Source organism: Bacillota bacterium (genome assembly GCA_029961055.1).
Classification (GTDB): Bacteria; Bacillota; Sulfobacillia; order JAIMAT01; family JAIMAT01; genus JAIMAT01.
In genome coordinates this window covers 39,440-58,729 of the sequence record JASBVM010000051.1, presented here as the reverse complement: position 1 = coordinate 58,729, position 19,290 = coordinate 39,440, and the positions used below count along the sequence as shown (strand labels likewise).

Sequence of the window (19,290 nt, the reverse complement as noted above, 5' to 3'; positions counted from 1 at the left end):
GTGGGCACGATCGAGAGTGGCTCGGCCGGGCGGGCCCGCCCGGAGAGGGGCGCGACGGCCGCGCTGGCCGCGGCCCCGGCCGAGGTGGAGGAAAGCCGCATGGATGCGAACCCGACGTCTCCCGGCGCCGGCCTGGTCGCGGCCGCGCCCGCGGCGGCAGAGAGGGGCCGCGTGGCGCTCCGGACGCTCGGCTGCAAGGTCAACCAGTACGACGGGGAGGCGCTCCTGGAGCGCTTCCGTCGCGCCGGCTACCGGGTGGTCCCCTTCGACGCGGAGGCCGACGTCTACATCGTCAACACCTGCACCGTGACCGGCGAGAGCGACCGCAAGTCGCGCCAGCTGATCCGCCGCGCCCACCGCCGCAACCCCGGGGCGGTGGTGGTGGTCGCCGGCTGCTACGCGCAGGTGGCGCGCGGCGAGGTGGCCGGCCTGCCCGGCGTCGGCGTGGTGCTGGGCAACCAGGGGCGCGAGCGCGTCGTCGAGCTGGCCGAGTCGGCCCGCGCCGGCGGCCGGCCCGCCTCCACGGTCGGCAATATCTTCGCGGAGCGGAGCTTCGACGACCTGGCGGTGGAGGCGTTCACCGGGCGGACGCGCGCGCCGCTCAAGATCCAGGAGGGCTGCAACGAGTTCTGTACCTACTGCGTCATCCCCTACGCCCGCGGCGGCCTCCGCTCCCGCAGCCTGGAGTCGATCCGGCGGGAGGCCGAGCGCCTCCTGGCCGCCGGCTTCCGCGAGGTGGTGCTGACCGGTGTGCACGTCGGCGCCTGGGGCCGCGACCTGCCCGGGCGGCCGTCCCTGGCCGAGGTGATCCGGGCGCTGGGCCGCCTCCCCGGCCTCGACCGGCTGCGGCTCTCCTCCATCGAGCCCATGGACGTGGACGAGGAGCTCCTGGCGGCCATGGCGGAGAGCCCCAACTTCTGCCACCATCTCCACCTGCCGCTCCAGGCCGGCTCGGACCGCATCCTCCGCGCCATGCGCCGCCGCTACACCACGGCGGACTTCGCCCGGATCGTCGAGCGGGCGCGCCGGCTGATGCCCGACGTGGGGTTGAGCACCGACGTGATCACCGGCTTCCCGGGCGAGGACGAGGAAGCCTTCCGGGAAGGGTACCGCTTCCTGGAGGCGACGGGCTTCGAGCGCCTCCACGTCTTCCCCTACTCGGCGAGGAAGGGGACGCCGGCGGCCGCCTTCCCGGACCAGGTGCCCGAGCCGGTCAAGCGGGAGCGGGTGGCGGCGCTGCTGGAGCTGGGCGGGCGGCTGGCGGCGGCGGCGCGGCGCTCCTGGATCGGCCGCGAGGCGCCGGTGCTGGTGGAGGACGAGCCGGCACGGGAGGGCTGGATGGAGGGGCTGACGCCCGGCTACCTGCGGGTGCGGCTTCCCGGCGGCCCGGAGCTGGCCAACCGGATCGTCCGCGTCCGGCTGGAGGGCGAGGAGGGCGAGGCGCTGGTCGGCAGGCCCGTGGGGGGCGAGCTGCCGGCGCGATACGCATAGAATCCATGGCAGCCGGGCCGTCAACCGGCAGGCCCCGGAGGGTGGAGGCGAGGAGGTTGGAGCAGGACAGCGCTTCAGGCGGGCGCAGGTTAAGGGTGGCCGTCCTCTTCGGGGGCCGTTCGGCGGAGCACGAGGTCTCCGTCCACTCGGCCGCCACCGTGATCGCCGCCCTGGACCGGTCGCGCTTCGAACCGGTGCCGGTGGCCATCTCCCGGGACGGCCGCTGGCGGCAGCTGCCCGCCGCCGCGCTGAAGGGGCTGGGCGGCGAGCCGGAGCGGCTTCACCGCCTGCTGGCCGCGTGGGCCTCCGCGCCCGGCGAGGCGGAGGCCCCGGCCGGCGCCCCGCCCGAGGAGGGCGGCGAGGGCGTGGCCCTGCTCCCCGCGGAGGGGGCGCGGCTGCTCGCCGCCGGGGGTGTCCGGCCGCTCCCCGGCGAGGGCGGGGCGGGAGCCGGCGGGCTGGCCCCCGGCCGGTGGGACGTGGTCTTCCCCGTCCTGCACGGCCCCTTCGGCGAGGACGGTTCGATCCAGGGCCTCCTGGAGGTGGCCGGGATCCCGTACGTGGGCGCGGGCGTCACGGCCTCGGCGCTGGCCATGGACAAGGCGCTGACCAAGGACGTCCTGCGCGCCCACGGCCTGCCCGTCCTCCCCTTCCTCCTCGTCCGGCGCGACGAGGAGCCCGGCCGGGTGGCGGAGCGGGTGGAGAAGGAGCTGGGCTACCCGGTCTTCGTCAAGCCCGCCAACCTCGGCTCCAGCGTCGGCATCTCCCGCGTCGACCGCCCGGAGCGGCTGCCCGCGGCGCTCCAGCGGGCCGGCCGCTACGACCTCCGCCTGGTGGTGGAGCGGGCGATCCCCGCCCGGGAGATCGAGTGCTCGGTCCTCGGGAACAGCTCGCCCGAGGCCTCGCTTCCCGGCGAGATCGTCCCGCACCGGAGCTTCTACGACTACCGCGCCAAGTACCTCGAGGAAGGAAGCGCCCTCCTGATCCCGGCTCCGCTCGACCGCCCCACCACCGAGCGCGTCCGCCAGCTGGCGGTGGAGGCCTACCGGGCGCTGGGCTGCGAGGGGATGGCGCGGGTCGACTTCCTGATGGAGCGGGGGAGCGGCCGGCTCTACGTCAACGAGCTGAACACCATCCCCGGCTTCACGTCGATCAGCATGTACCCCAAGCTCTGGGAGGCGACGGGTCTGCCGCTCCCCAAGCTGCTGGAGCGGCTGATCGAGCTGGCGCTGGAGCGGCACCGGCTCCGCGCCGGCCTCAGCCTCCTGCCCGACCCGGACGAGGCGGCCGACGCGGCCGGCCCGGGCGAGCCGGCGGGGTAGCCTTCCGGGCTCAGAGCCAGCGGTCGGCCCAGCGGTGGAGATCCACCACCGTCCGCCAGAGGTCGTATCCCTTCTCGCTCAACCGGTAGCGGATGCGGACGGGGACCGTGGTCGCCTCCACCTCGCGCACCACCAGGCCCCGGCGCGCCAGGTCGCGGAGCCGGAGCGAGAGGAGCCGGTCGCTGAGGCCGGGCACCTCTTCCGCGATCTGGCTGAAACGGCGCGGGCCGGCCAGGAGGGCGGCCAGGATGGGGAGCGTCCAGCGCCTCTCCACCAGCCGGGTCGCCTCCATGTACCGGTCGCAGACCAGGCCGCACGTGCGCAGCGCCGCCTCCAGCGCCCCCGCGGGGGATCCCCCCGACGGGGCGGGGGCGTCGAAGGGCGCTTCCTCGTCGCGCCAGGGGAGGGTGGCGCTTCCGATGGCCGGCATGCGGGATCGCCTCGCTTTCGTGGGGCGGCTCCGCTTCCCTGGGACCGGCGGAGCCGCCGTTCTGTAGGCAGGCTATCCCGGGTGAGCGCCGGGCGGGTTGCGGGTCGACGAAGGTTGGATGAAGCAGGCGTTAACCTCCGGGACGGGACCGGCGGGGGATGGCCCCGGGCGCGCCGGTCCGGCACCCGCCCCACGAAACCTCTGTTCGGCGGGATCGACTCTCGCCTATAATCAGGCCACCGACAGGCGATGCGGTACCATGGGCCAGGCCGCCCGGTCTCCGGACGGACGGCGCCGGACCGGATCCGCGCGCCGCGGCCGGAAGGAGGGGAGCAGATGGCCCAGGTCGTGCGGGGCGAGAACGAGTCGCTGGACGCCACCCTCCGCCGGTTCCGCAAGGTCTGCCAGAAGAGCGGTGTTCTGGCGGACGCGCGACGCCACGAGTACTACGACAAACCCAGCGTCCGCAGGAAGAAGAAGTCGAAGGCCGCGCGGCGGAAGCGCGCCTGACCGCATCCTCTCCCGGCCTCGCAGGGCGCCGGCTCCGGCCGGCGCCCCGCTTCTACCCGGCGACCCACGTCCATAGACTCCTCGCGAGAGGGAGGGAGGCCCTTGCCAGAGCGGCCCAGCGGGCTGGCGGGCGCCCTCGAAGCGTGGCTCGAGCTGCCGGACGACACCCTCCTCGACCTGCCCCGGCTGACGCTGATCGGCCAGGTGATGCTCCTGCTGGAGAATCACCGCGGCCTCGTCCGCTACACGCCGGAAGAGATCCGGGTCGCCACCCGCATCGGCCTCCTGCTGGTGGGCGGAGAGGAGCTGGTGGTGCGCAAGATGGACCGCGAGCAGCTCGTCCTCGCCGGCCGGATCGCCTCCATCCGCCTCGAGCGCCCGGTCCGGCCGGAGGGACAGGCGCGGCCGGAGCGGCCGGGCGAGCGGAGGAAGCGGCCATGGGGCTGAGGCTGGCGCTCTGGTGGAGGGGCTTCCTGCGGGTGACGCTCAGCGGGCGGAGGCCGGAGCGGCTGCTCAACCGGCTGATGCAGGAAGACGTGCCCGTCTGGGGGGTGCGGACCGCGCGGGAGGATGGCGGGCTGGAGCTCCTCCTCCGGCTCCGCGACCTGCCGGCGCTGCGCCGTGCCGCGCGCGGCCTGCGCGTCCGGGTCCGGATCCGGGAGCGCGGGGGAGCGCCCTTCCTCGCGCGCAGGATGCGGGCGCACCGCGGCTGGGTGGGCGGCGCCGCGCTGGCGCTCCTCTTCGTCTACCTGCTGTCCAACTTCGTCTGGTTCGTCGAGGTGCGGGGGAACCACCAGCTCCCCCGCCAGGCCATCCTGGCCGTGCTCGCCCGGGAGGGGCTGAAGCCGGGGGCCTTCCGGCCGCTGATCGACCCGGCGAGGGTGGCGGGTGCCCTGGAGCGCTCGCTGCCGCAGGTGGCCTGGGCCGGCATCCGCATCCAGGGCTCCCGGGCGCTGGTGCGGGTGGTGGAGAAGCTGCCCGAACCGAAGCCGGCGCCCGCCCGGCCCGCCGACGTGGTCGCCCGGCGGGAGGCGCAGGTGGTCCGGGTGGAGGCGGAGCAGGGCCTGGCCCAGGTGAAGCCGGGCGACATCGTGGAGCCGGGCCGGGTCCTGATCAGCGGCCAGGTGCCGGTCGCCCGCGAGGGCGGCGGCGAGGGCGAGGGTGTCCTCTGGGTCCACGCCCGCGGCCGGGTCCTGGGGCGGGTCTGGTACAGCGCCTACGCCGAAGCCGCCCTGGTCTACCCGGCGGAGGTGCCCACGGGTCGCTCGTACGCGCGCTGGCAGGTGGAGGTGCTGGGCGCGCGCCTGGAGGTGGGCTGGCCGCCGTGGTGGCAGGCGCCGCCCTTCGGGCAGTACCGGCGCCGGGTGGTGGAGGTGCTGCCGGCCCAGTGGCGGCACCTCTGGCTGCCCGTGAGCGTCCGGCGCGTGCAGTATAATGAAAACGCCACCGTGCTCCGGCGACGCGACGTCCATGCCGCGGAGCGGGCGGCCCGCGAGAGCGCCCTGGCCCTGATTCGACGCCAGCTCGTCCGCGGCGCGCGCATCGTGGAGGAGCGGACGCAGGTGGTGCAGCGGACGGCCCAGCGGGTCGGGGTCTGGGTGCAGCTGGAGACCATCGAGGAGATCGGCGTCGCCCGGGCGGTGGAGCCCGCACCCGTTCCAGGGGGCGCCGGGCAGGAGGGGCGGACGGCTCCTCCGGGAGGTTGATGCCGAGCTTGCCGGCGAAGAATGTCTCCACCCGGCAGATCCTGATCCCCGATGACGCGGCCCGCCTTCTGGCCGGCCGTCAGGAAGAGCCTCTCAAGGCCATGGAGCGGGCCTTCGACGTGGAGATCGTCGCCCGCGGCAACGAGCTGGCCATCTCCGGTTCCCCGGAGTCGACGGAACAGGTTCGCGAACTGGTGGAGCAGCTGGTGGAGCTCCAGTCCCAGGGGCAGGAGATCTCCAGTCAGGACGTGCACTACGCCATCGACCTGGCGCGGCGCGGCGAGGTGCAGCGGCTGGGCGAGGTCGCGCGGGACGCCATTCTGACCACGCCCCGCGGCCGGCAGGTCCATCCCAAGACGCTGGGGCAGCGCCGCTACGTGGAGGCGATCCGCCGCAACGACATCGTCTTCGGCATCGGCCCCGCCGGCACGGGCAAGACCTACCTGGCGGTGGCCATGGCCGTGGCCGCGCTGCGCGAGCGGCGCTTCGTCCGCCTGGTGCTCACGCGGCCGGCGGTGGAGGCGGGGGAGAAGCTGGGCTTCCTGCCCGGCGACCTGCAGGAGAAGGTCAACCCCTACCTGCGGCCGCTCCACGACGCGCTCTGGGACATGCTGGGCGTCGACACCTTCGAGCGCTACGTCTCGCGGGGCATCATCGAGGTGGCGCCGCTGGCCTACATGCGCGGCCGCACGCTGGACGACTCCTTCGTCATCCTGGACGAGGCGCAGAACACGACGCCGGAGCAGATGAAGATGTTCCTCACCCGCCTCGGCTTCGGCTCCAAGGCGGTGATCACGGGCGACGTCACCCAGGTCGACCTGCCCCGCGACCAGTACTCCGGCCTCCAGGTGGTGCGCGGCATCCTCCAGGGCATCGAGGGCATCGCCTTCGTCTACCTGCAGGAGACCGACGTGGTCCGCCATCCGCTGGTGCAGAAGGTGATCCAGGCCTACGAGCGCTATGAGGAGGCCGAGCGCTCCCGGGACGGCAGGAAGTAGGGCGAGGCCGTTGCCGCCGTCGCAGGGCAGGGGGCCGCAGGATGCGGTGCGGGCGCGGGAGGCGGTCCGCCGCCTCTTCGCGCGCATCGCGCCGGGCCGGCGCGCGCAGCGGACCCTCCTGGTCGCCGGCCTCTGGCTGGTGCTCGCCCTCGTCCTGGGCACCGCCGCCTGGCCGCGGACGCTGACGGTCAGGGCCGGGCAGGTGGCGCCCGTCACGCTCAAGGCCCCCCACGACTTCGTCGACCGCCGGACCACCGAGAAGCTCCGGCAGGAAGCGGCCAGCCACGTGGCTCCGGTGATGCGGCGCGACCCCACGGTCACCGGGCGCGTCCTCGATCAGATCCAGAACGACTTCTCCGTCGTCCGCCAGGTACGCGCCGCCCAGCTCCCCCTCGACCAGAAGATGACGCTCCTGGAGAGCCGGCTCGACCTGCCCACCACCCGGCAGGCGCTCCGGGAGATCCTGACCGCCAGCGACCGTACGGTCGACTCGGTGGAGCGGATGCTGGACCAGGCGGTCTCCAGGGAGCTGGGGCAGGAGATCACCCAGGCCAACCTCTCCGCCTACCAGAGCGACCTCCGCCTGGCCACCGCCCAGATGGACTTCACCGCCGGCCTCCGCCAGTTCATGGCCGACCTGGGGGCGGCCCGCCTCCAGCCCAACACCTTCGAGGACAGGCAGCGGACCGCGCAGGCCGTGGAGGCCGCCCGGCGGGCGGTGCCGGACCAGATGATCCTGCGCGGCGAGGTGATCGTCCGCGAGGGCGAGCGGGTGACCCCCGAGCAGGTGGAGCTTCTCCGGGAAGCCGGCCTGCTCCGCGCCGCCGGGCCGCTGGACCGCCTGCGCGCGGCAGGCGGCGCGGCGGTCTGGGCGGGGCTGGTGGTGGCGCTGCTGGCGCTCTTCCTCCGGCGGTTCTGGCCGCATGTCTGGAGCCGGGTGAGCCACCTGGCGCTCCTGGCGCTGACCATGGCCAGCGCGCTGGCGCTCTCGCTCCTCCTGCGCCCCGTCTCGGCCTTCCTGGCGCCCCTGGCGGGGACGGCCATGCTGGTCACCATCACCTTCGAGCCCATGCTGGGCGTGGTGGTCGCCGTCCTCCTGGGCGGGGTGCTGGGCTTCGTCCTCTCGCCCCAGCCGGCGCTGACGCTGGTGCTGGGGGCGGGCGCCCTGATGGGCGTGGAGGCGGTCCGCCGGGTGCGGCTGCGCAGCGACATCCTCCGCGCCGGCCTCCTGGTGGGTCTGGTCCAGGCGGTGGCCACCCTGGCGGTGGAGGGGCTGCTCTCGCCGACGCCCCTCGGCAGCGCCACCCTCTGGATCGACGTCCTCGCCGCCGCGGCCGGCGGCCTCCTGCTGGGCGGGGTGACCACCATCGGCATGCTTCCGCTGGCGGAAGCCTTCGGCATCCTGACGCCGATCCGCCTGATGGAGCTGGCCAACCCCGACCAGCCGCTCCTGCGACTCCTGATCACCCAGGCGCCCGGCACCTACCACCACAGCCTGATGGTGGCCAACCTCGCCGAGGCGGCGGCCGACGCCGTCGGCGCCAACGGGCTCCTGGCCCGGGTGGGCGCCTACTACCACGACGTGGGCAAGATCCGCCGGCCCTACTTCTTCGTCGAGAACCAGTTCACCGGCGAGAACCCGCACGACCGCCTCTCGCCCTACCTGAGCGCGCTGATCGTCCAGTCGCACGTGCGCGACGGGCTGGAGCTGGCCCGGGAGTACGGGCTCCCCGAGGAGATCCAGGCGTTCATCCCCGAACACCACGGGACCGCCCTGGTGAGCTATTTCTATCATCGGGCCGCCAGCCAGGCGGGCTCGCCGCCGCCCGAGGCGCAGTTCCGCCACACCGGACCGCGCCCGCACAGCCGCGAGACGGCGATCGTCATGCTGGCCGACGGCTCGGAGGCGGCCGTGCGCTCGCTGGAGCGGCCGACGCCCCAGCACATCGAGGGAATGGTGCGGAAGATCATCCAGGACCGGCTGGCGGACGGCCAGCTCGATCGTTCGGACCTGACGCTCCGCGACCTGGACACGATCCGGGAGACCTTCGTCCGGGTGCTGACGGGAGCCTACCACCACCGCGTGGAGTATCCGGACAACCGGATGATCGAGGAGCTGGAGAGGGAGGTCGGCGAGGGTGACCGTCCGGGTGAGGGTGGAGCTGCCCAGCGACGAGGGCATCGATCCGGCGCTTGAAGGGCTCCTGGAGCGGGTCGGCCAGCGGGCGCTGGAGCGTGCGGGGGTGGGCGCGGGTGAGCTGGACGTGACGGTGACGGGCGACGAGGAGGTCCGGCGCCTCAACCGCCTCCACCGGGGCGTCGACCGGCCCACCGACGTCCTCTCCTTCCCCCAGTACGAGCCCGAGGAGATCCGTCGCCTGGCCGGATCGGCCGCCCCGCGCGCCCGCGAGGCGCCGCCGCTCCTCCTGGGCGACGTGGTGGTCAGCCTCCCCACGGCGCGCCGCCAGGCGGGCGAGTACGGGCACTCGCTGGAACGGGAGATGGCCTTCCTGGTCGTCCACGGCACGCTCCACGTGCTCGGCTGGGACCACCAGGAGCCGGAGGAAGAGGAGCGGATGATGGCCGAGACGGAAGCGGTCCTGGCCGAGTTCGGCCTCCGGCGGGAGGCCGGGGGATGAAGCCGCCGGGCCGGCCCGTGAGGCGCCCGCCGCTGCGGGCGCGGAGCCGGCTGGACTCCTTCCGCTACGCGTTCCGCGGCCTGGCCAACGCCTGGCGGACCGAGCCCAACTTCCGCATCGACGTGGTCGCCGCCTACCTCGCCCTGGCCGCCGGCTGGTGGCTGGAGGTGGGCGGCACCCGGCTGGCGGTGGTCGCGGTGGCCATCGCGCTGGTCCTGGCCGGGGAACTCTTCAACACGGCGGTGGAGGAAGCGGTCGACCTGGCGATGCCCCGCCTCCACCCCAAGGCGGGGCGCGCCAAGGACGTCTCCGCCGGCGCGGTCCTGGTGATGGCGGCGGGGGCGCTGGCGGTGGCGCTGGGTGTCCTGCTCCCGGCCGCGCTGGAGCCGGGGTGGGTCGTCCGGCGTCTGCTGGAGAGCGGCTGGCGGGAGGGGCTGGTCCTGGCGGGCGCGCTCGTCCTGGCCGCTCTGGCCTGGGCGGGCGGGCCGCGCGGGGGTCGCGGAGGGCATGGAGCGAGCGGGGGGCGCGGGGTGCGATGAGCAGGCGGAGGTGGCGACGGATCGGGGAGCCCTTCCTCGCCAGGCTGAGGACGCTCTTCCTGAGCGGGCTGGGCGCGCTGGTGCCGGTGGTGGCCACCGTCTACGCCCTCTGCCTGCTTTTCACCTGGACCGACAGCTTCTTGCGCGGCGTGCTCTTCAGCTTCCTGCCCTGGCACCTGCCGGGGCTGCGGCGGGGTTTCTGGTCGCCCGGCTTCGTGACGAGGGACCCCGGGGGCCTGGGCGAGCGCTGGCCCGGCCCGCCCGCCGCCGGCGACGGCCGGGCGGACCGCGGCGGCTCGCGGGCTGCGCCCGGATCGCTGGTCAACGTCTTCATCCCGACCACCCCCAACCCGGCCTCGGGCAGCCGGGTGATGGTCCCGCGCGACGAGGTGGTCTTCGTCGACATGAGCGTCGAGGAAGCGATGCGCGTCATCGTCTCCGCGGGCATGGTGGTGCCGGCTCCGCGCGGCGACACCGCCGGGCCGGGCGGCGCCGAGGGCCCCGCCCGGCGCCAGGGGGGCGGGAGGGCATGAGCTACCGGTCGGGCTTCGCCGTCCTGGCCGGACGGCCCAACGTCGGCAAGTCGACGCTGCTCAACGCGCTCCTGGGGACCAAGGTCTCCATCGTCTCGTCCAAGCCGCAGACGACGCGCCACCGGATCGCCGGCGTCCTCCACCACCCCGGCGGGCAGGTGGTCTTCCTGGACACGCCCGGCCTCCACCGGCCGCAGAGCCGGCTGGGCGAGTACATGGAGCGCGTGGCCGAAGGGGCGCTGGAGGGCGTCGAGCTGGTGCTCCACGTGGTGGCCGCCGACCGCGAGCCCCGGGAGGCGGAGCGGAAGGCGGCCGAGCGGATCGCCCGGGCCGAGGCGCCCCTCCACCTGGTGGTCAACAAGATCGACCTGGTCGACGCGGCGACGCTGGAGCGGCGCGAGGAAGCCTACGCCTCCCTGGCGCCCTACGCGCGGCGCTGGCGCGTCTCCGCGCTGACCGGCGCGGGGCTGCCCGAACTGCGCGAGGGCGTCCTGGCCGCCATGCCCGAGGGACCGGCCTACTTCCCCGAGGGCGAGCGGACGGACCAGCCGGAGGAGCGGGTGATGGCCGAGCTGATCCGCGAACAGGTGTTCGAGCTGACCCGGGAAGAGATCCCGTACTCCACCGCCGTCACCGTCGAGGCGCTGGAGCCGCGGCCCCAGGGCCGCCTCTACGTGGGGGCGACGATCTGGGTCGAGCGCGACTCCCAGAAAGGGATCGTCATCGGCCAGCGCGGGCGCATGCTGCGCGAGATCGGCAGCCGGGCGCGGCAGCAGATCGAGGCGCTCTTCGGCACCCCGATCTACCTCGACCTCTACGTCAAGGTGAAGGAGGACTGGCGCGACCACCCGGGCCGGCTCCGCTCGCTGGGTTACGCCGACGAGAACGGGAGGTCGTGAGACGGCGCGACTCCCAGGCGCGGTAGGATGTTGCCATCGGGAATAGGCCCCGGACTGGCGACCTGAGACTATCCCTGGCGGAGGGGGATGGTCGGGGTGGACTCGCAGGAACTCTGGTGGGAGCTCTTCCGGCTCACCGGCAGTGTCTCGGCCTATCTGGCCTATCGCGAGCTCTCGGCCGCCCGTTCCCAGGCCCCGGAAGGCGAGGCCGATGCCGTTCTACAAGACCGAGGCGCTGGTGTTGCGCTCCTCGGAGATGGGGGAGGCCGACCGGAGGCTCGACCTGCTCAGCCCTGAGTTCGGTCCGATCCGGGCGGTGGCGCGGGGGGCGAGGAAGGTGCCGAGCCGGCTCGGCGGCCGTCTCCAGCCCTTCGCCCGCGTGCAGCTCCTGCTCTGGCGGGGGCGGACCTTCGACGGGATCAGCCAGGCCGAGGTGATCCGCTCCTTCCACGAGCTGCGGGAACACCTGGAGAGCTTCGCCTACGCCTCCGTGGCGGCGGAGGCGGCGCTCGCCCTGACCCGCCCCGACGCGGACGCGCCCCGCCGTTACCGCCTTCTCCTCTACGCCTTCGACCGGCTGGCCGGCGGCGGGCGACCGGAGACGGTGCTGGCCTACTTCCTCGCCCAGCTCCTGCGCATCGAGGGCTTCGAGCCGTCCTGGTCGAGCTGCGTCCGCTGCGGGCGCCCCGTCACGGGCGCGCGCCGCTTCGCGCCGGCCGAGGGGGGCGTCCTCTGCGGCGAGTGCAGCCTCCGCTCCGGCCAGGGCGAGCCGCTGCCGGAGGCGGTCGCGCGGCTGGCCGAGGAGCTGGGACGCCTCGGCCCGCGGAGCGCCGAGGCGCTGCCCGTCGACCCGCAGACGGCCGGGGAGGCCCTGCGGGCGCTGGCCCGGACGCTCTCCGCCATCCTGGACCGTTCCATGAAGTCGATGGAGCTGCTGGATATAATCAGACACGATGCGAAGGGGAGTGCTGGCCATGGCGGATGAAGAGCGGCAGGGCGGGATCGGCCCGGAGCTGGACGAGCGGGAGCTCCTGCGGCGGATCGACCTGTTGCGCGAGCGGACGGGCGTCTCCTACCGGCGCGCCCGCGAGGTGCTGGAGGCGACGGGCGGCGACGTGATCGAGGCGCTGGTGGAGCTGGAGCAGGCGGAGCCCGTCCTCCGCGAGCGGATCCAGACGGCCGGCTCGGAGCTGCTCGGGCGCCTGCGCGAGCTGATCCAGCAGGGGAACGTCACCCACCTCCGGATCCGCCAGGGCGACCGGACGCTCCTCTCCCTGCCGGTGACCGCCGGGGCGGTGGGTGCGCTCGTCTGGCCCGTGGCGGCCGGCTACCTGGCGGCCGCCGGCATCCTGGCCGAGGCGGCAGGGCTGGTGGAGATCGAGATCGTGCGAAGGGAGCCGACGACGCGTTGACCGTCCCGCTCCATTTCCAGGAGGTGATCCTCCGCCTCCACCAGTACTGGGCCCGCCAAGGCTGCGTCCTCTTCGAGCCCTACGACGTCGAGAAGGGCGCCGGCACCATGAACCCGGCGACCTTCTTTCGCGTGCTCGGCCCCGAGCCGTGGCGCGTCGCCTACGTGGAGCCCTCGCGGCGGCCGGTGGACGGGCGTTACGGCGAGAACCCCAACCGGCTCTACCAGCACTGGCAGTACCAGGTGATCCTCAAGCCCTCGCCCGACGACGTCCAGGAGCTCTACCTGGGCAGTCTGGAGGCGCTGGGCCTCGACCTCCGTCACCATGACATCCGCTTCGTCGAGGACAACTGGGAGGCGCCGACGCTGGGCGCCTGGGGCCTGGGCTGGGAGGTCTGGCTGGACGGGATGGAGATCACCCAGTTCACCTACTTCCAGCAGGTGGGCGGCCTGGAGACCCACCCGGTCTCGGCGGAGATCACCTACGGGCTGGAGCGGCTGACCAGCTACATCCAGGACGTGGACAACGTCTTCGACATCGCCTGGGCGCCGGGGATCAGCTACGGCGAGGTCTTCCGCGAGTCGGAGGTGGAGCAGTCGCGCTACAGCTTCGAGCTGGCGGACGCGGAGACGCTCTTCCGCCTCTTCGACGCCTACGAGCGGGAGGCCCGGCGCCTCCTGGAGGCGGAGCTGCCGGTCCCGGCCTACGACTACATCCTCAAGTGCTCCCACACCTTCAACCTGCTGGACGCCCGGAACGCCATCAGCGTCTCCGAGCGGGCGACCACCATCCTGCGCATCCGCGACCTGGCCCGGAAGGCGGCGCGCGCCTGGCTGGCCGTGCGCGAGGCGAGGGGCTACCCGCTCCTGGCCGGCGGCGCCCCGGAGGCCACGGCCGGGGAAGGGGCCCGGGCATGAGCGACTTCCTCCTGGAGATCGGTGTGGAGGAGCTGCCGGCTGCCTACGTCCTCCCCGGCGTGGGGCAGCTGGGCCGTCTCCTGCGGCAGGCGCTGGCCGGGGCGCGGATCGAGGCGGAGGAGCCGGAGCGCTGGGCGACGCCCCGCCGGCTGGCGGTGCGCTTCCGCAACCTGCCCGAGCGGCAGCCCGACCGGGAGTGGGAGGTGCGCGGCCCGGCCGCCTCCGTCGCCTTCGACGCCCAGGGGAGGCCGACCCGGGCCGGCGAAGGGTTCGCCCGCTCCCAGGGCGTCCCCGTGGAGGCGCTGGAGGTGCGGGAGACGGAGCAGGGCGCCTACGTCTTCGCGCGCCGCCGGGAGACGGGGTTGCCCACCGCCCAGCTCCTCGCCCGGCTGGTCCCCGAGGCGGTGGCCTCGATCGACTGGCCGCGGAGCATGCGCTGGGGAAGCGGCTCCTTCCGCTTCGCCCGGCCGATCCGCTGGTGCGTCGCGCTCCTGGGGGAGTCGGTGGTGCCGCTGGAGCTGGACGGGGTGCGGAGCGGGCGCGAGAGCCGCGGGCTCCGCGTCCACCACCCCGAGCCGGTGGTCTTCGCCTCGGCCGCCGACTACCCCGGGCCCCTGGAGGCCGCCGGCGTGCTGGCCGACCCCGAGGAGCGCCGGAGCCGGCTCCTGGAGGCGGCGCGCCAGGCCGCCCACGCCGCCGGGGGGACGCTGGTGGAGGAGGCCGAGCTGGTGGACGAGGTGACCCAGCTGGTGGAGTGGCCCAGCATCGTCCTCGGCCGCTTCGACCCCGCCTTTCTCGAGGTGCCGGAGGAGGTCCTGATCACCACGCTCCGCCACCACCAGCGCTGCTTCCCCGTGCGCGGCGCGCACGAGCGGCTGCTCCCGCTCTTCATCGCCGTCCGGAACGGCGGGGGCGAGGGGGCCGAGCAGGTCCGCCACGGGAACGAGAAGGTGGTGCGGGCCCGCCTCTCGGACGCCGCCTTCTTCTGGCGGGAGGACCTGGAGCAGCCGCTGGAGGCGATGGTGGAGCGGCTGCGCGGCGTCCACTTCCACGAGGGCCTCGGCAGCCTCTACGACAAGACCGGGCGCGTGCGGCGGCTGGTGGGCTGGCTGGCGGAGACGCTGGGCATGAGCGCCGAGGTGCGCCGCCGGGCCGAGCGCGCCGCCTGGCTGGCCAAGGCCGACCTGGTCAGCCGCATGGTCTACGAGTTCCCCGAACTGCAGGGGATCATGGGCGGGCACTACGCGGCGCGGGGCGGCGAGCCGGCCGGGGTGGCGCAGGCGATCCGCGAGCAGTACCTGCCGGCGCAGGCGGGCGACCCGCTGCCGGCCTCGGTGGAGGGCCGGCTGCTGGCGGTGGCCGACCGGCTGGACACGCTCGCCGGCCTCTTCGCCGCCGGCGAGCAGCCGAGCGGCTCCCAGGACCCCCTCGGCCTGCGCCGGCAGGCGTCCGGCCTGATCGCCATCCTCCTGGAGGCGGGCTGGCCCGTGGGGATCGAGGAGGCGCTGGAGCAGGCGCTGGCGTTGGAGCCGCCGGAGCTCACCGAGGAGGAGCGGGGGAGGGTCCGGGAGCGGCTCCTGGACTTCCTGGCGGCGCGGATCCGCGTGCAGATGACGGAGGAAGGGCTGGAGCACGACGTGATCGACGCCGTGCTGGCCGGCCGCCTGGGCGTCCTCCCGGACCTCTGGCGGAGGGCGCGGGCGGTGGCCGCCCTGGCCGGCGACGGGGCGCTGGCGGCCGACGTGCTCACCGTCTTCCGGCGGGCGGCCAACCTGGCCAGGGAGGAGTCCGGCGGCGAGCGGCGGCCGAGCCGCGAGCTGCTGGTGGAACCCGAGGAGCGCCTCCTCTACGACGCGCTGGAGGTGACCGAGCCGCGGCTCCAGGAAGCGGTCGCCGCCGCCGACTACAGCGGCTACTTCCGGCTCCTGGCCAGCCTCCGCTCGGCCCTCGACCCCTTCCTGGACAAGGTGCTGGTGATGGCGGAGGATCCCGCCCTGCGCGCCAACCGGCTGGCGCTGCTCGGATGGGTGAAGCGCCTCGCCGCGCTGGTGGCCGACCTGGGGCGGCTCTCCGGCGAGCGCGGCCAAGCCGGCCCTTCCCGGCAGGAACCCCCGGCGGTGAAACGAACTTCCTGAAGGCGAGGACGCGGAGGGGTGTCGGCGATCGCGTCGGGGGAGAGCGAGCAAGCCGGGAGAGGTCGCTTCACCATCTTCGTGGTCTCCGACTCGCTCGGCGAGACCGCCGAGGTGGTGGCGCGCGCGGCCGCCAGCCAGTTCGAGCACGGTCGGATCCGGATCCACCGGATCCCCCACGTGGACAGCGCCGAGGCGGTCCGGAGCGCGGTCCGGCAGGCTTCGGGCGACCACTCGATCCTGCTCTACACCATCATCTCGCCGGAGATGCGCCGGCTGATGGTCCACGAAGCCAAGGCCGCCGGGATCCCGACCATCGACCTCCTCGGACCGGTGCTGACGCTGATCCAGCGGGTGACGCGGCTGACGCCCAGGCTTCAGGTGGGCCTCCTGCACCGGCTGGATCAGGAGTACTTCCAGCGCGTCGAGGCCATCGAGTTCGCCGTGAAGTACGACGACGGCCGCGACCCCCGCGGCTTCCACCTGGCGGACGTGGTCCTGCTGGGCGTCTCCCGCACGTCGAAGACCCCCGTCTGCATGGTCCTTGCCAATCACCGGGTCAAGGCGGCCAACCTGCCGCTGGTGCCGGAGGTGGAGTTGCCCCGCGAGATCTTCGAGGTGCCTCGCTCCAAGTTGATCGGTCTCACCATCCACGCCGAGCAGCTCCAGGAGATCCGGCGCGAGCGGCTCCGCGCCATCGGCCTGGATCCGTCGGCGCCGTACGGCGATCTGCGCCGCATCGTGGAGGAGCTGGAGTACGCGGAACAGGTCTTCCGCCGCCTGGGCTGCCGCGTGATCGACGTCAGCAACCGGGCGGTGGAGGAGACGGCCAGCCGAGTCTTGCAGATGCTGGGGAAGGAGGACGCGTGATGCTCGAGCGGCTAGTCTACCGGTTCGAAGAGGGCAGGGCGTCCATGCGGGACCTCCTGGGCGGCAAGGGCGCTTCCTTGGCGGAGATGACCCACGTCGGCCTCCCCGTGCCGCCGGGGTTCACCCTGACCACCGAGGTCTGCCGCCTGTACAACGCCAACGGCAAGGTGCTCCCCGAGGGGATCCCGGAAGCGATCGAGAGCGAGATGCGGGTGCTGGAGGAGAAGACGGGCAGGCGCTTCGGCGACGCCGAGAACCCGCTTCTGGTCTCGGTCCGCTCCGGGGCCCCGATCTCGATGCCGGGCATGATGGACACGATCCTCAACCTGGGCCTCCACGACGGGAACGTGGAGGGCTTCGCCCGTGCCACCGGCGACCGCCGCTTCGCCCTCGACTGCTACCGGCGGCTGATCCAGATGTTCGGGAACGTGGTCATGGGCGTCGCCCACGACGCCTTCGAGCAGGTGCTGGAGCGCGCCCGGGCCGAGCAGGGGGCCTCCAGCGACGCCGAGCTGAGCGCCGAGTCGCTGGAGCGGGTGGTGGCCGAGTACAAGGCGGTGGTGGAGCGGGAGGCGGGCGAGCCCTTCCCGCAGGACCCGCACCAGCAGCTGCTGCGCGCGGTCCGCGCCGTCTTCGACTCCTGGGAGAACGAGCGCGCCAAGGTCTACCGGCGCGTCAACAAGATCCCGGACACCCTGGGCACCGCCGTCAACGTCCAGGCCATGGTCTTCGGCAACACGGGCGACGACTCCGGCACCGGCGTCATGTTCACCCGCGACCCCTCCACCGGCGAGAAGGTGCTCTACGGCGAGTACCTCCCCAACGCCCAGGGCGAGGACGTGGTGGCGGGCATCCGGACCCCGCTGCCCATCGTCCGCCTGGAGCGGGAGGCGCCGGCCGTCTACGCCGAGCTGCAGCGCATCGCCGACCTGCTGGAGCGCCACTACAAGGACATGCAGGACCTGGAGTTCACGGTGGAGCACGGCAGGGTCTACATGCTCCAGGCCCGCGCCGGCAAGCGCAGCGCGGCGGCCGCGGTGCGCATCGCCGTCGACATGGTCAAGGAAGGGCTGATCGACCGGGAGACCGCCCTCCTCCGCGTCGACGCGCAGCAGCTGATCCAGCTCCTCCATCCCAGCGTCGACCCCTCCTACAGCGGCGGGATCCTGGCGGAAGGGCTGGCGGCGGCGCCCGGGGCGGCCACCGGCGAGGTGGTCTTCAGCGCCGACGAGGCCGAGCGGCTGGGGAAGCAGGGGCGGAAGGTGGTCCTGGTCCGGACCGAGACGACGCCCGACGACATCCACGGCATCGTCGAGGCGCAGGGCGTCCTCACCAGCCACGGCGGGATGACGTCCCACGCCGCCGTCGTCGCCCGCGGCATGGGCAAGCCGGCGGTGGTCGGCTGCGAGGCGCTGGAGATCCACGCGCAGGAAGGCTTCTTCCGCGTCCGCGGCCAGGAGGTCCACGCCGGCGAGGTGATCACCGTCGACGGCACCTCCGGCCGCGTCTTCCTGGGCGCGGTGCCGCTGAGCACGCCCGGGCTGAGCGCCGAGGTGCAGGAGCTGCTGGGCTGGGCGGACGAGGTGCGGCGGCTGGGCGTCCGCGCCAACGCCGACACGCCGGTGGACGCGCAGCGCTCGCGCGAGCTGGGCGCCGAGGGGATCGGCCTCTGCCGGACCGAGCACATGTTCATGGCCCAGGAGCGGCTCCCCGTCGTCCAGGAGATGATCACCGCCCAGAGCCGCGAGGAGCGGCAGGCGGCGCTGGACCGGCTGCTGCCCATGCAGCAGCAGGACTTCTACGAGATCTTCAAGGCGATGGACGGGCAGCCGGTGATCGTCCGCCTGCTCGACCCGCCGCTCCACGAGTTCCTTCCGGACGAGCAGGTCCTGGGCGAGGAGATCGCCCGGATGAAGGCCGAGAAGGCCGACCCGCAGGCGATCGCCCACAGGGAGAGGATGCTCGCCTCCACCCGGGCGCTGCGCGAGTTCAACCCGATGCTCGGCTTCCGCGGCTGCCGCCTGGGCATCGTCTACCCGGAGATCAACGAGATGCAGGCGCGGGCCATCTTCCAGGCGCAGGCCCAGCTTCTCCGGGAAGGCTTCCACCCCGTGGTCGAGGTGATGATCCCGCTGGTGGGCCTGCAGGGCGAGATGCGCGCCATGGACGACCTGGTCCGCCGGGTGGCGCGCCAGGTGATGGAGGAGCAGGGGATGGAGCTGGACTTCCACGTCGGCACCATGATCGAGGTGCCGCGCGCCTGCCTGATCGCCGACGAGCTGGCGGAGATCGCGGAGTTCTTCTCCTTCGGCACCAACGACCTGACCCAGACCACCTTCGGGTACAGCCGGGACGACGCGGAGGGGAAGTTCCTGCGCGAGTACCTGGAGCAGAAGCTCCTGCCCGAGGATCCCTTCGTCTCCATCGACGAGCGGGGGGTCGGCGAGCTGGTCCGCCTCGGCATCGAGCGGGGACGCTCGCGCCGGCCCGACCTGGAGGTGGGCATCTGCGGCGAGCAGGGCGGTGATCCGGCCACCATCGACTTCTGCCACCGGGTGGGGATGGATTACGTCAGCTGCTCGCCCTTCCGGGTTCCCATCGCCCGGCTGGCGGCCGCCCAGGCGGAGCTGCGCGCCCGCGACGCGGCCAGGGCGGCGGAGCGCGCCGAGGTCAACCAGTAGCCGGAGCGGCCGCGCAGCCGGCGCAGGGCGCCGGCGTGGCGCGGAAGGCGCGCGGTGCGCCGGCATCTTCACGGAGGAAGGGCGCCTGCCCCGCGGGGCGGGCGCCCTTCCGGCGCGCCCGGGGCGGGGAGGACGCGGAGGACGGTTCGAACCGTGCGCGGAAGGAGGTTGTCCCGCGGGCGGGGAAGGCTTCCTCGCGCGGGCGGGAGGGTGA

Annotated in this window: 18 protein-coding genes; 17 read left to right on the top strand and 1 reads right to left on the bottom strand. The window is 73.8% G+C overall.

Annotated elements, in window-relative coordinates; all coding sequences use genetic code 11:
- Both mtaB and QJR14_10770 read left to right on the top strand, forming a co-directional pair.
- Positions 1 to 1,491, top strand: a complete 1,491-nt coding sequence (gene mtaB / locus QJR14_10775; GenBank protein MDI3318081.1) for a tRNA (N(6)-L-threonylcarbamoyladenosine(37)-C(2))-methylthiotransferase MtaB — start codon at positions 1 to 3, stop codon at positions 1,489 to 1,491.
- 56 nt (positions 1,492 to 1,547) lie between these two features.
- On the top strand, positions 1,548 to 2,810 hold the full coding sequence (locus QJR14_10770) for a D-alanine--D-alanine ligase family protein (GenBank protein MDI3318080.1): 1,263 nt from the start codon (positions 1,548 to 1,550) through the stop codon (positions 2,808 to 2,810).
- Positions 2,811 to 2,820: 10 nt separating this feature from the next.
- Here QJR14_10770 and QJR14_10765 read toward each other — a convergent pair whose 3' ends face one another.
- Positions 2,821 to 3,240: a winged helix-turn-helix transcriptional regulator gene (locus tag QJR14_10765; protein ID MDI3318079.1), complete on the bottom strand. Its 420-nt coding sequence runs from the start codon at positions 3,238 to 3,240 to the stop codon at positions 2,821 to 2,823.
- A gap of 336 nt (positions 3,241 to 3,576) precedes the next feature.
- Between QJR14_10765 and rpsU the strand changes: the two genes are divergently transcribed.
- The 15 genes from rpsU (at position 3,577) to ppdK (ending at position 19,076) form a co-directional block, all read left to right on the top strand.
- Positions 3,577 to 3,750, top strand: a complete 174-nt coding sequence (rpsU, locus tag QJR14_10760) for a 30S ribosomal protein S21 (protein ID MDI3318078.1) — start codon at positions 3,577 to 3,579, stop codon at positions 3,748 to 3,750.
- Between the two features lie 102 nt (positions 3,751 to 3,852).
- Positions 3,853 to 4,197: a sporulation protein YqfC gene (yqfC, locus tag QJR14_10755; protein ID MDI3318077.1), complete on the top strand. Its 345-nt coding sequence runs from the start codon at positions 3,853 to 3,855 to the stop codon at positions 4,195 to 4,197.
- Positions 4,188 to 5,456 (top strand): sporulation protein YqfD, encoded by a 1,269-nt coding sequence (gene yqfD / locus QJR14_10750; protein MDI3318076.1) that lies wholly within the window; start codon positions 4,188 to 4,190, stop codon positions 5,454 to 5,456. The genes yqfC and yqfD overlap by 10 nt, the downstream gene beginning before the upstream one ends.
- A 38-nt stretch (positions 5,457 to 5,494) precedes the next feature.
- Positions 5,495 to 6,454: a PhoH family protein gene (locus QJR14_10745; protein ID MDI3318075.1), complete on the top strand. Its 960-nt coding sequence runs from the start codon at positions 5,495 to 5,497 to the stop codon at positions 6,452 to 6,454.
- 10 nt (positions 6,455 to 6,464) lie between these two features.
- Positions 6,465 to 8,651 carry an HDIG domain-containing protein gene (locus tag QJR14_10740; protein MDI3318074.1) on the top strand — a complete coding sequence of 729 codons (2,187 nt, stop codon included), beginning with the start codon at positions 6,465 to 6,467 and terminating at the stop codon, positions 8,649 to 8,651.
- A complete protein-coding gene (ybeY, locus tag QJR14_10735; GenBank protein MDI3318073.1) occupies positions 8,593 to 9,093 on the top strand; it encodes an rRNA maturation RNase YbeY in 501 nt (166 codons plus the stop codon). Before QJR14_10740 ends, ybeY begins: the two co-directional genes overlap by 59 nt.
- The gene (locus tag QJR14_10730; protein ID MDI3318072.1) at positions 9,090 to 9,632 is read left to right on the top strand and encodes a diacylglycerol kinase family protein; all 543 of its coding nucleotides are present in this window, start codon (positions 9,090 to 9,092) and stop codon (positions 9,630 to 9,632) included. The genes ybeY and QJR14_10730 overlap by 4 nt, the downstream gene beginning before the upstream one ends.
- Positions 9,629 to 10,165 carry a hypothetical protein gene (locus QJR14_10725; protein ID MDI3318071.1) on the top strand — a complete coding sequence of 179 codons (537 nt, stop codon included), beginning with the start codon at positions 9,629 to 9,631 and terminating at the stop codon, positions 10,163 to 10,165. Before QJR14_10730 ends, QJR14_10725 begins: the two co-directional genes overlap by 4 nt.
- Positions 10,162 to 11,064, top strand: a complete 903-nt coding sequence (gene era, locus QJR14_10720; protein MDI3318070.1) for a GTPase Era — start codon at positions 10,162 to 10,164, stop codon at positions 11,062 to 11,064. Before QJR14_10725 ends, era begins: the two co-directional genes overlap by 4 nt.
- A 211-nt stretch (positions 11,065 to 11,275) precedes the next feature.
- Positions 11,276 to 12,049: a DNA repair protein RecO gene (gene recO, locus QJR14_10715; protein MDI3318069.1), complete on the top strand. Its 774-nt coding sequence runs from the start codon at positions 11,276 to 11,278 to the stop codon at positions 12,047 to 12,049.
- Complete coding sequence (locus QJR14_10710) at positions 12,039 to 12,476, top strand: DUF4342 domain-containing protein (protein MDI3318068.1); 438 nt, start codon at positions 12,039 to 12,041, stop codon at positions 12,474 to 12,476. The genes recO and QJR14_10710 overlap by 11 nt, the downstream gene beginning before the upstream one ends.
- The gene (gene glyQ / locus QJR14_10705) at positions 12,473 to 13,393 is read left to right on the top strand and encodes a glycine--tRNA ligase subunit alpha (GenBank protein ID MDI3318067.1); all 921 of its coding nucleotides are present in this window, start codon (positions 12,473 to 12,475) and stop codon (positions 13,391 to 13,393) included. Before QJR14_10710 ends, glyQ begins: the two co-directional genes overlap by 4 nt.
- Positions 13,390 to 15,528 carry a glycine--tRNA ligase subunit beta gene (gene glyS, locus QJR14_10700; protein ID MDI3318066.1) on the top strand — a complete coding sequence of 713 codons (2,139 nt, stop codon included), beginning with the start codon at positions 13,390 to 13,392 and terminating at the stop codon, positions 15,526 to 15,528. The genes glyQ and glyS overlap by 4 nt, the downstream gene beginning before the upstream one ends.
- A gap of 18 nt (positions 15,529 to 15,546) precedes the next feature.
- Entirely contained in the window at positions 15,547 to 16,395 is an 849-nt protein-coding gene (locus tag QJR14_10695) for a pyruvate, water dikinase regulatory protein (protein MDI3318065.1), read from the top strand.
- Positions 16,395 to 19,076 carry a pyruvate, phosphate dikinase gene (ppdK, locus tag QJR14_10690; protein ID MDI3318064.1) on the top strand — a complete coding sequence of 894 codons (2,682 nt, stop codon included), beginning with the start codon at positions 16,395 to 16,397 and terminating at the stop codon, positions 19,074 to 19,076. The genes QJR14_10695 and ppdK overlap by 1 nt, the downstream gene beginning before the upstream one ends.
- Positions 19,077 to 19,290 lie beyond the last annotated feature (214 nt).

Coding starts and splice junctions, on each gene's coding strand:
- era (MDI3318070.1), top strand. CDS start 10,162: ATGAGCTACCGGTCGGGCTTCGCCGTCCTGGCCGGACGGCCCAACGTC.
- recO (MDI3318069.1), top strand. CDS start 11,276: ATGCCGTTCTACAAGACCGAGGCGCTGGTGTTGCGCTCCTCGGAGATG.
- yqfD (MDI3318076.1), top strand. CDS start 4,188: ATGGGGCTGAGGCTGGCGCTCTGGTGGAGGGGCTTCCTGCGGGTGACG.
- glyS (MDI3318066.1), top strand. CDS start 13,390: ATGAGCGACTTCCTCCTGGAGATCGGTGTGGAGGAGCTGCCGGCTGCC.
- QJR14_10710 (MDI3318068.1), top strand. CDS start 12,039: ATGGCGGATGAAGAGCGGCAGGGCGGGATCGGCCCGGAGCTGGACGAG.
- QJR14_10730 (MDI3318072.1), top strand. CDS start 9,090: ATGAAGCCGCCGGGCCGGCCCGTGAGGCGCCCGCCGCTGCGGGCGCGG.
- QJR14_10725 (MDI3318071.1), top strand. CDS start 9,629: ATGAGCAGGCGGAGGTGGCGACGGATCGGGGAGCCCTTCCTCGCCAGG.
- ppdK (MDI3318064.1), top strand. CDS start 16,395: ATGCTCGAGCGGCTAGTCTACCGGTTCGAAGAGGGCAGGGCGTCCATG.
- rpsU (MDI3318078.1), top strand. CDS start 3,577: ATGGCCCAGGTCGTGCGGGGCGAGAACGAGTCGCTGGACGCCACCCTC.
- QJR14_10765 (MDI3318079.1), bottom strand. CDS start 3,240: ATGCCGGCCATCGGAAGCGCCACCCTCCCCTGGCGCGACGAGGAAGCG.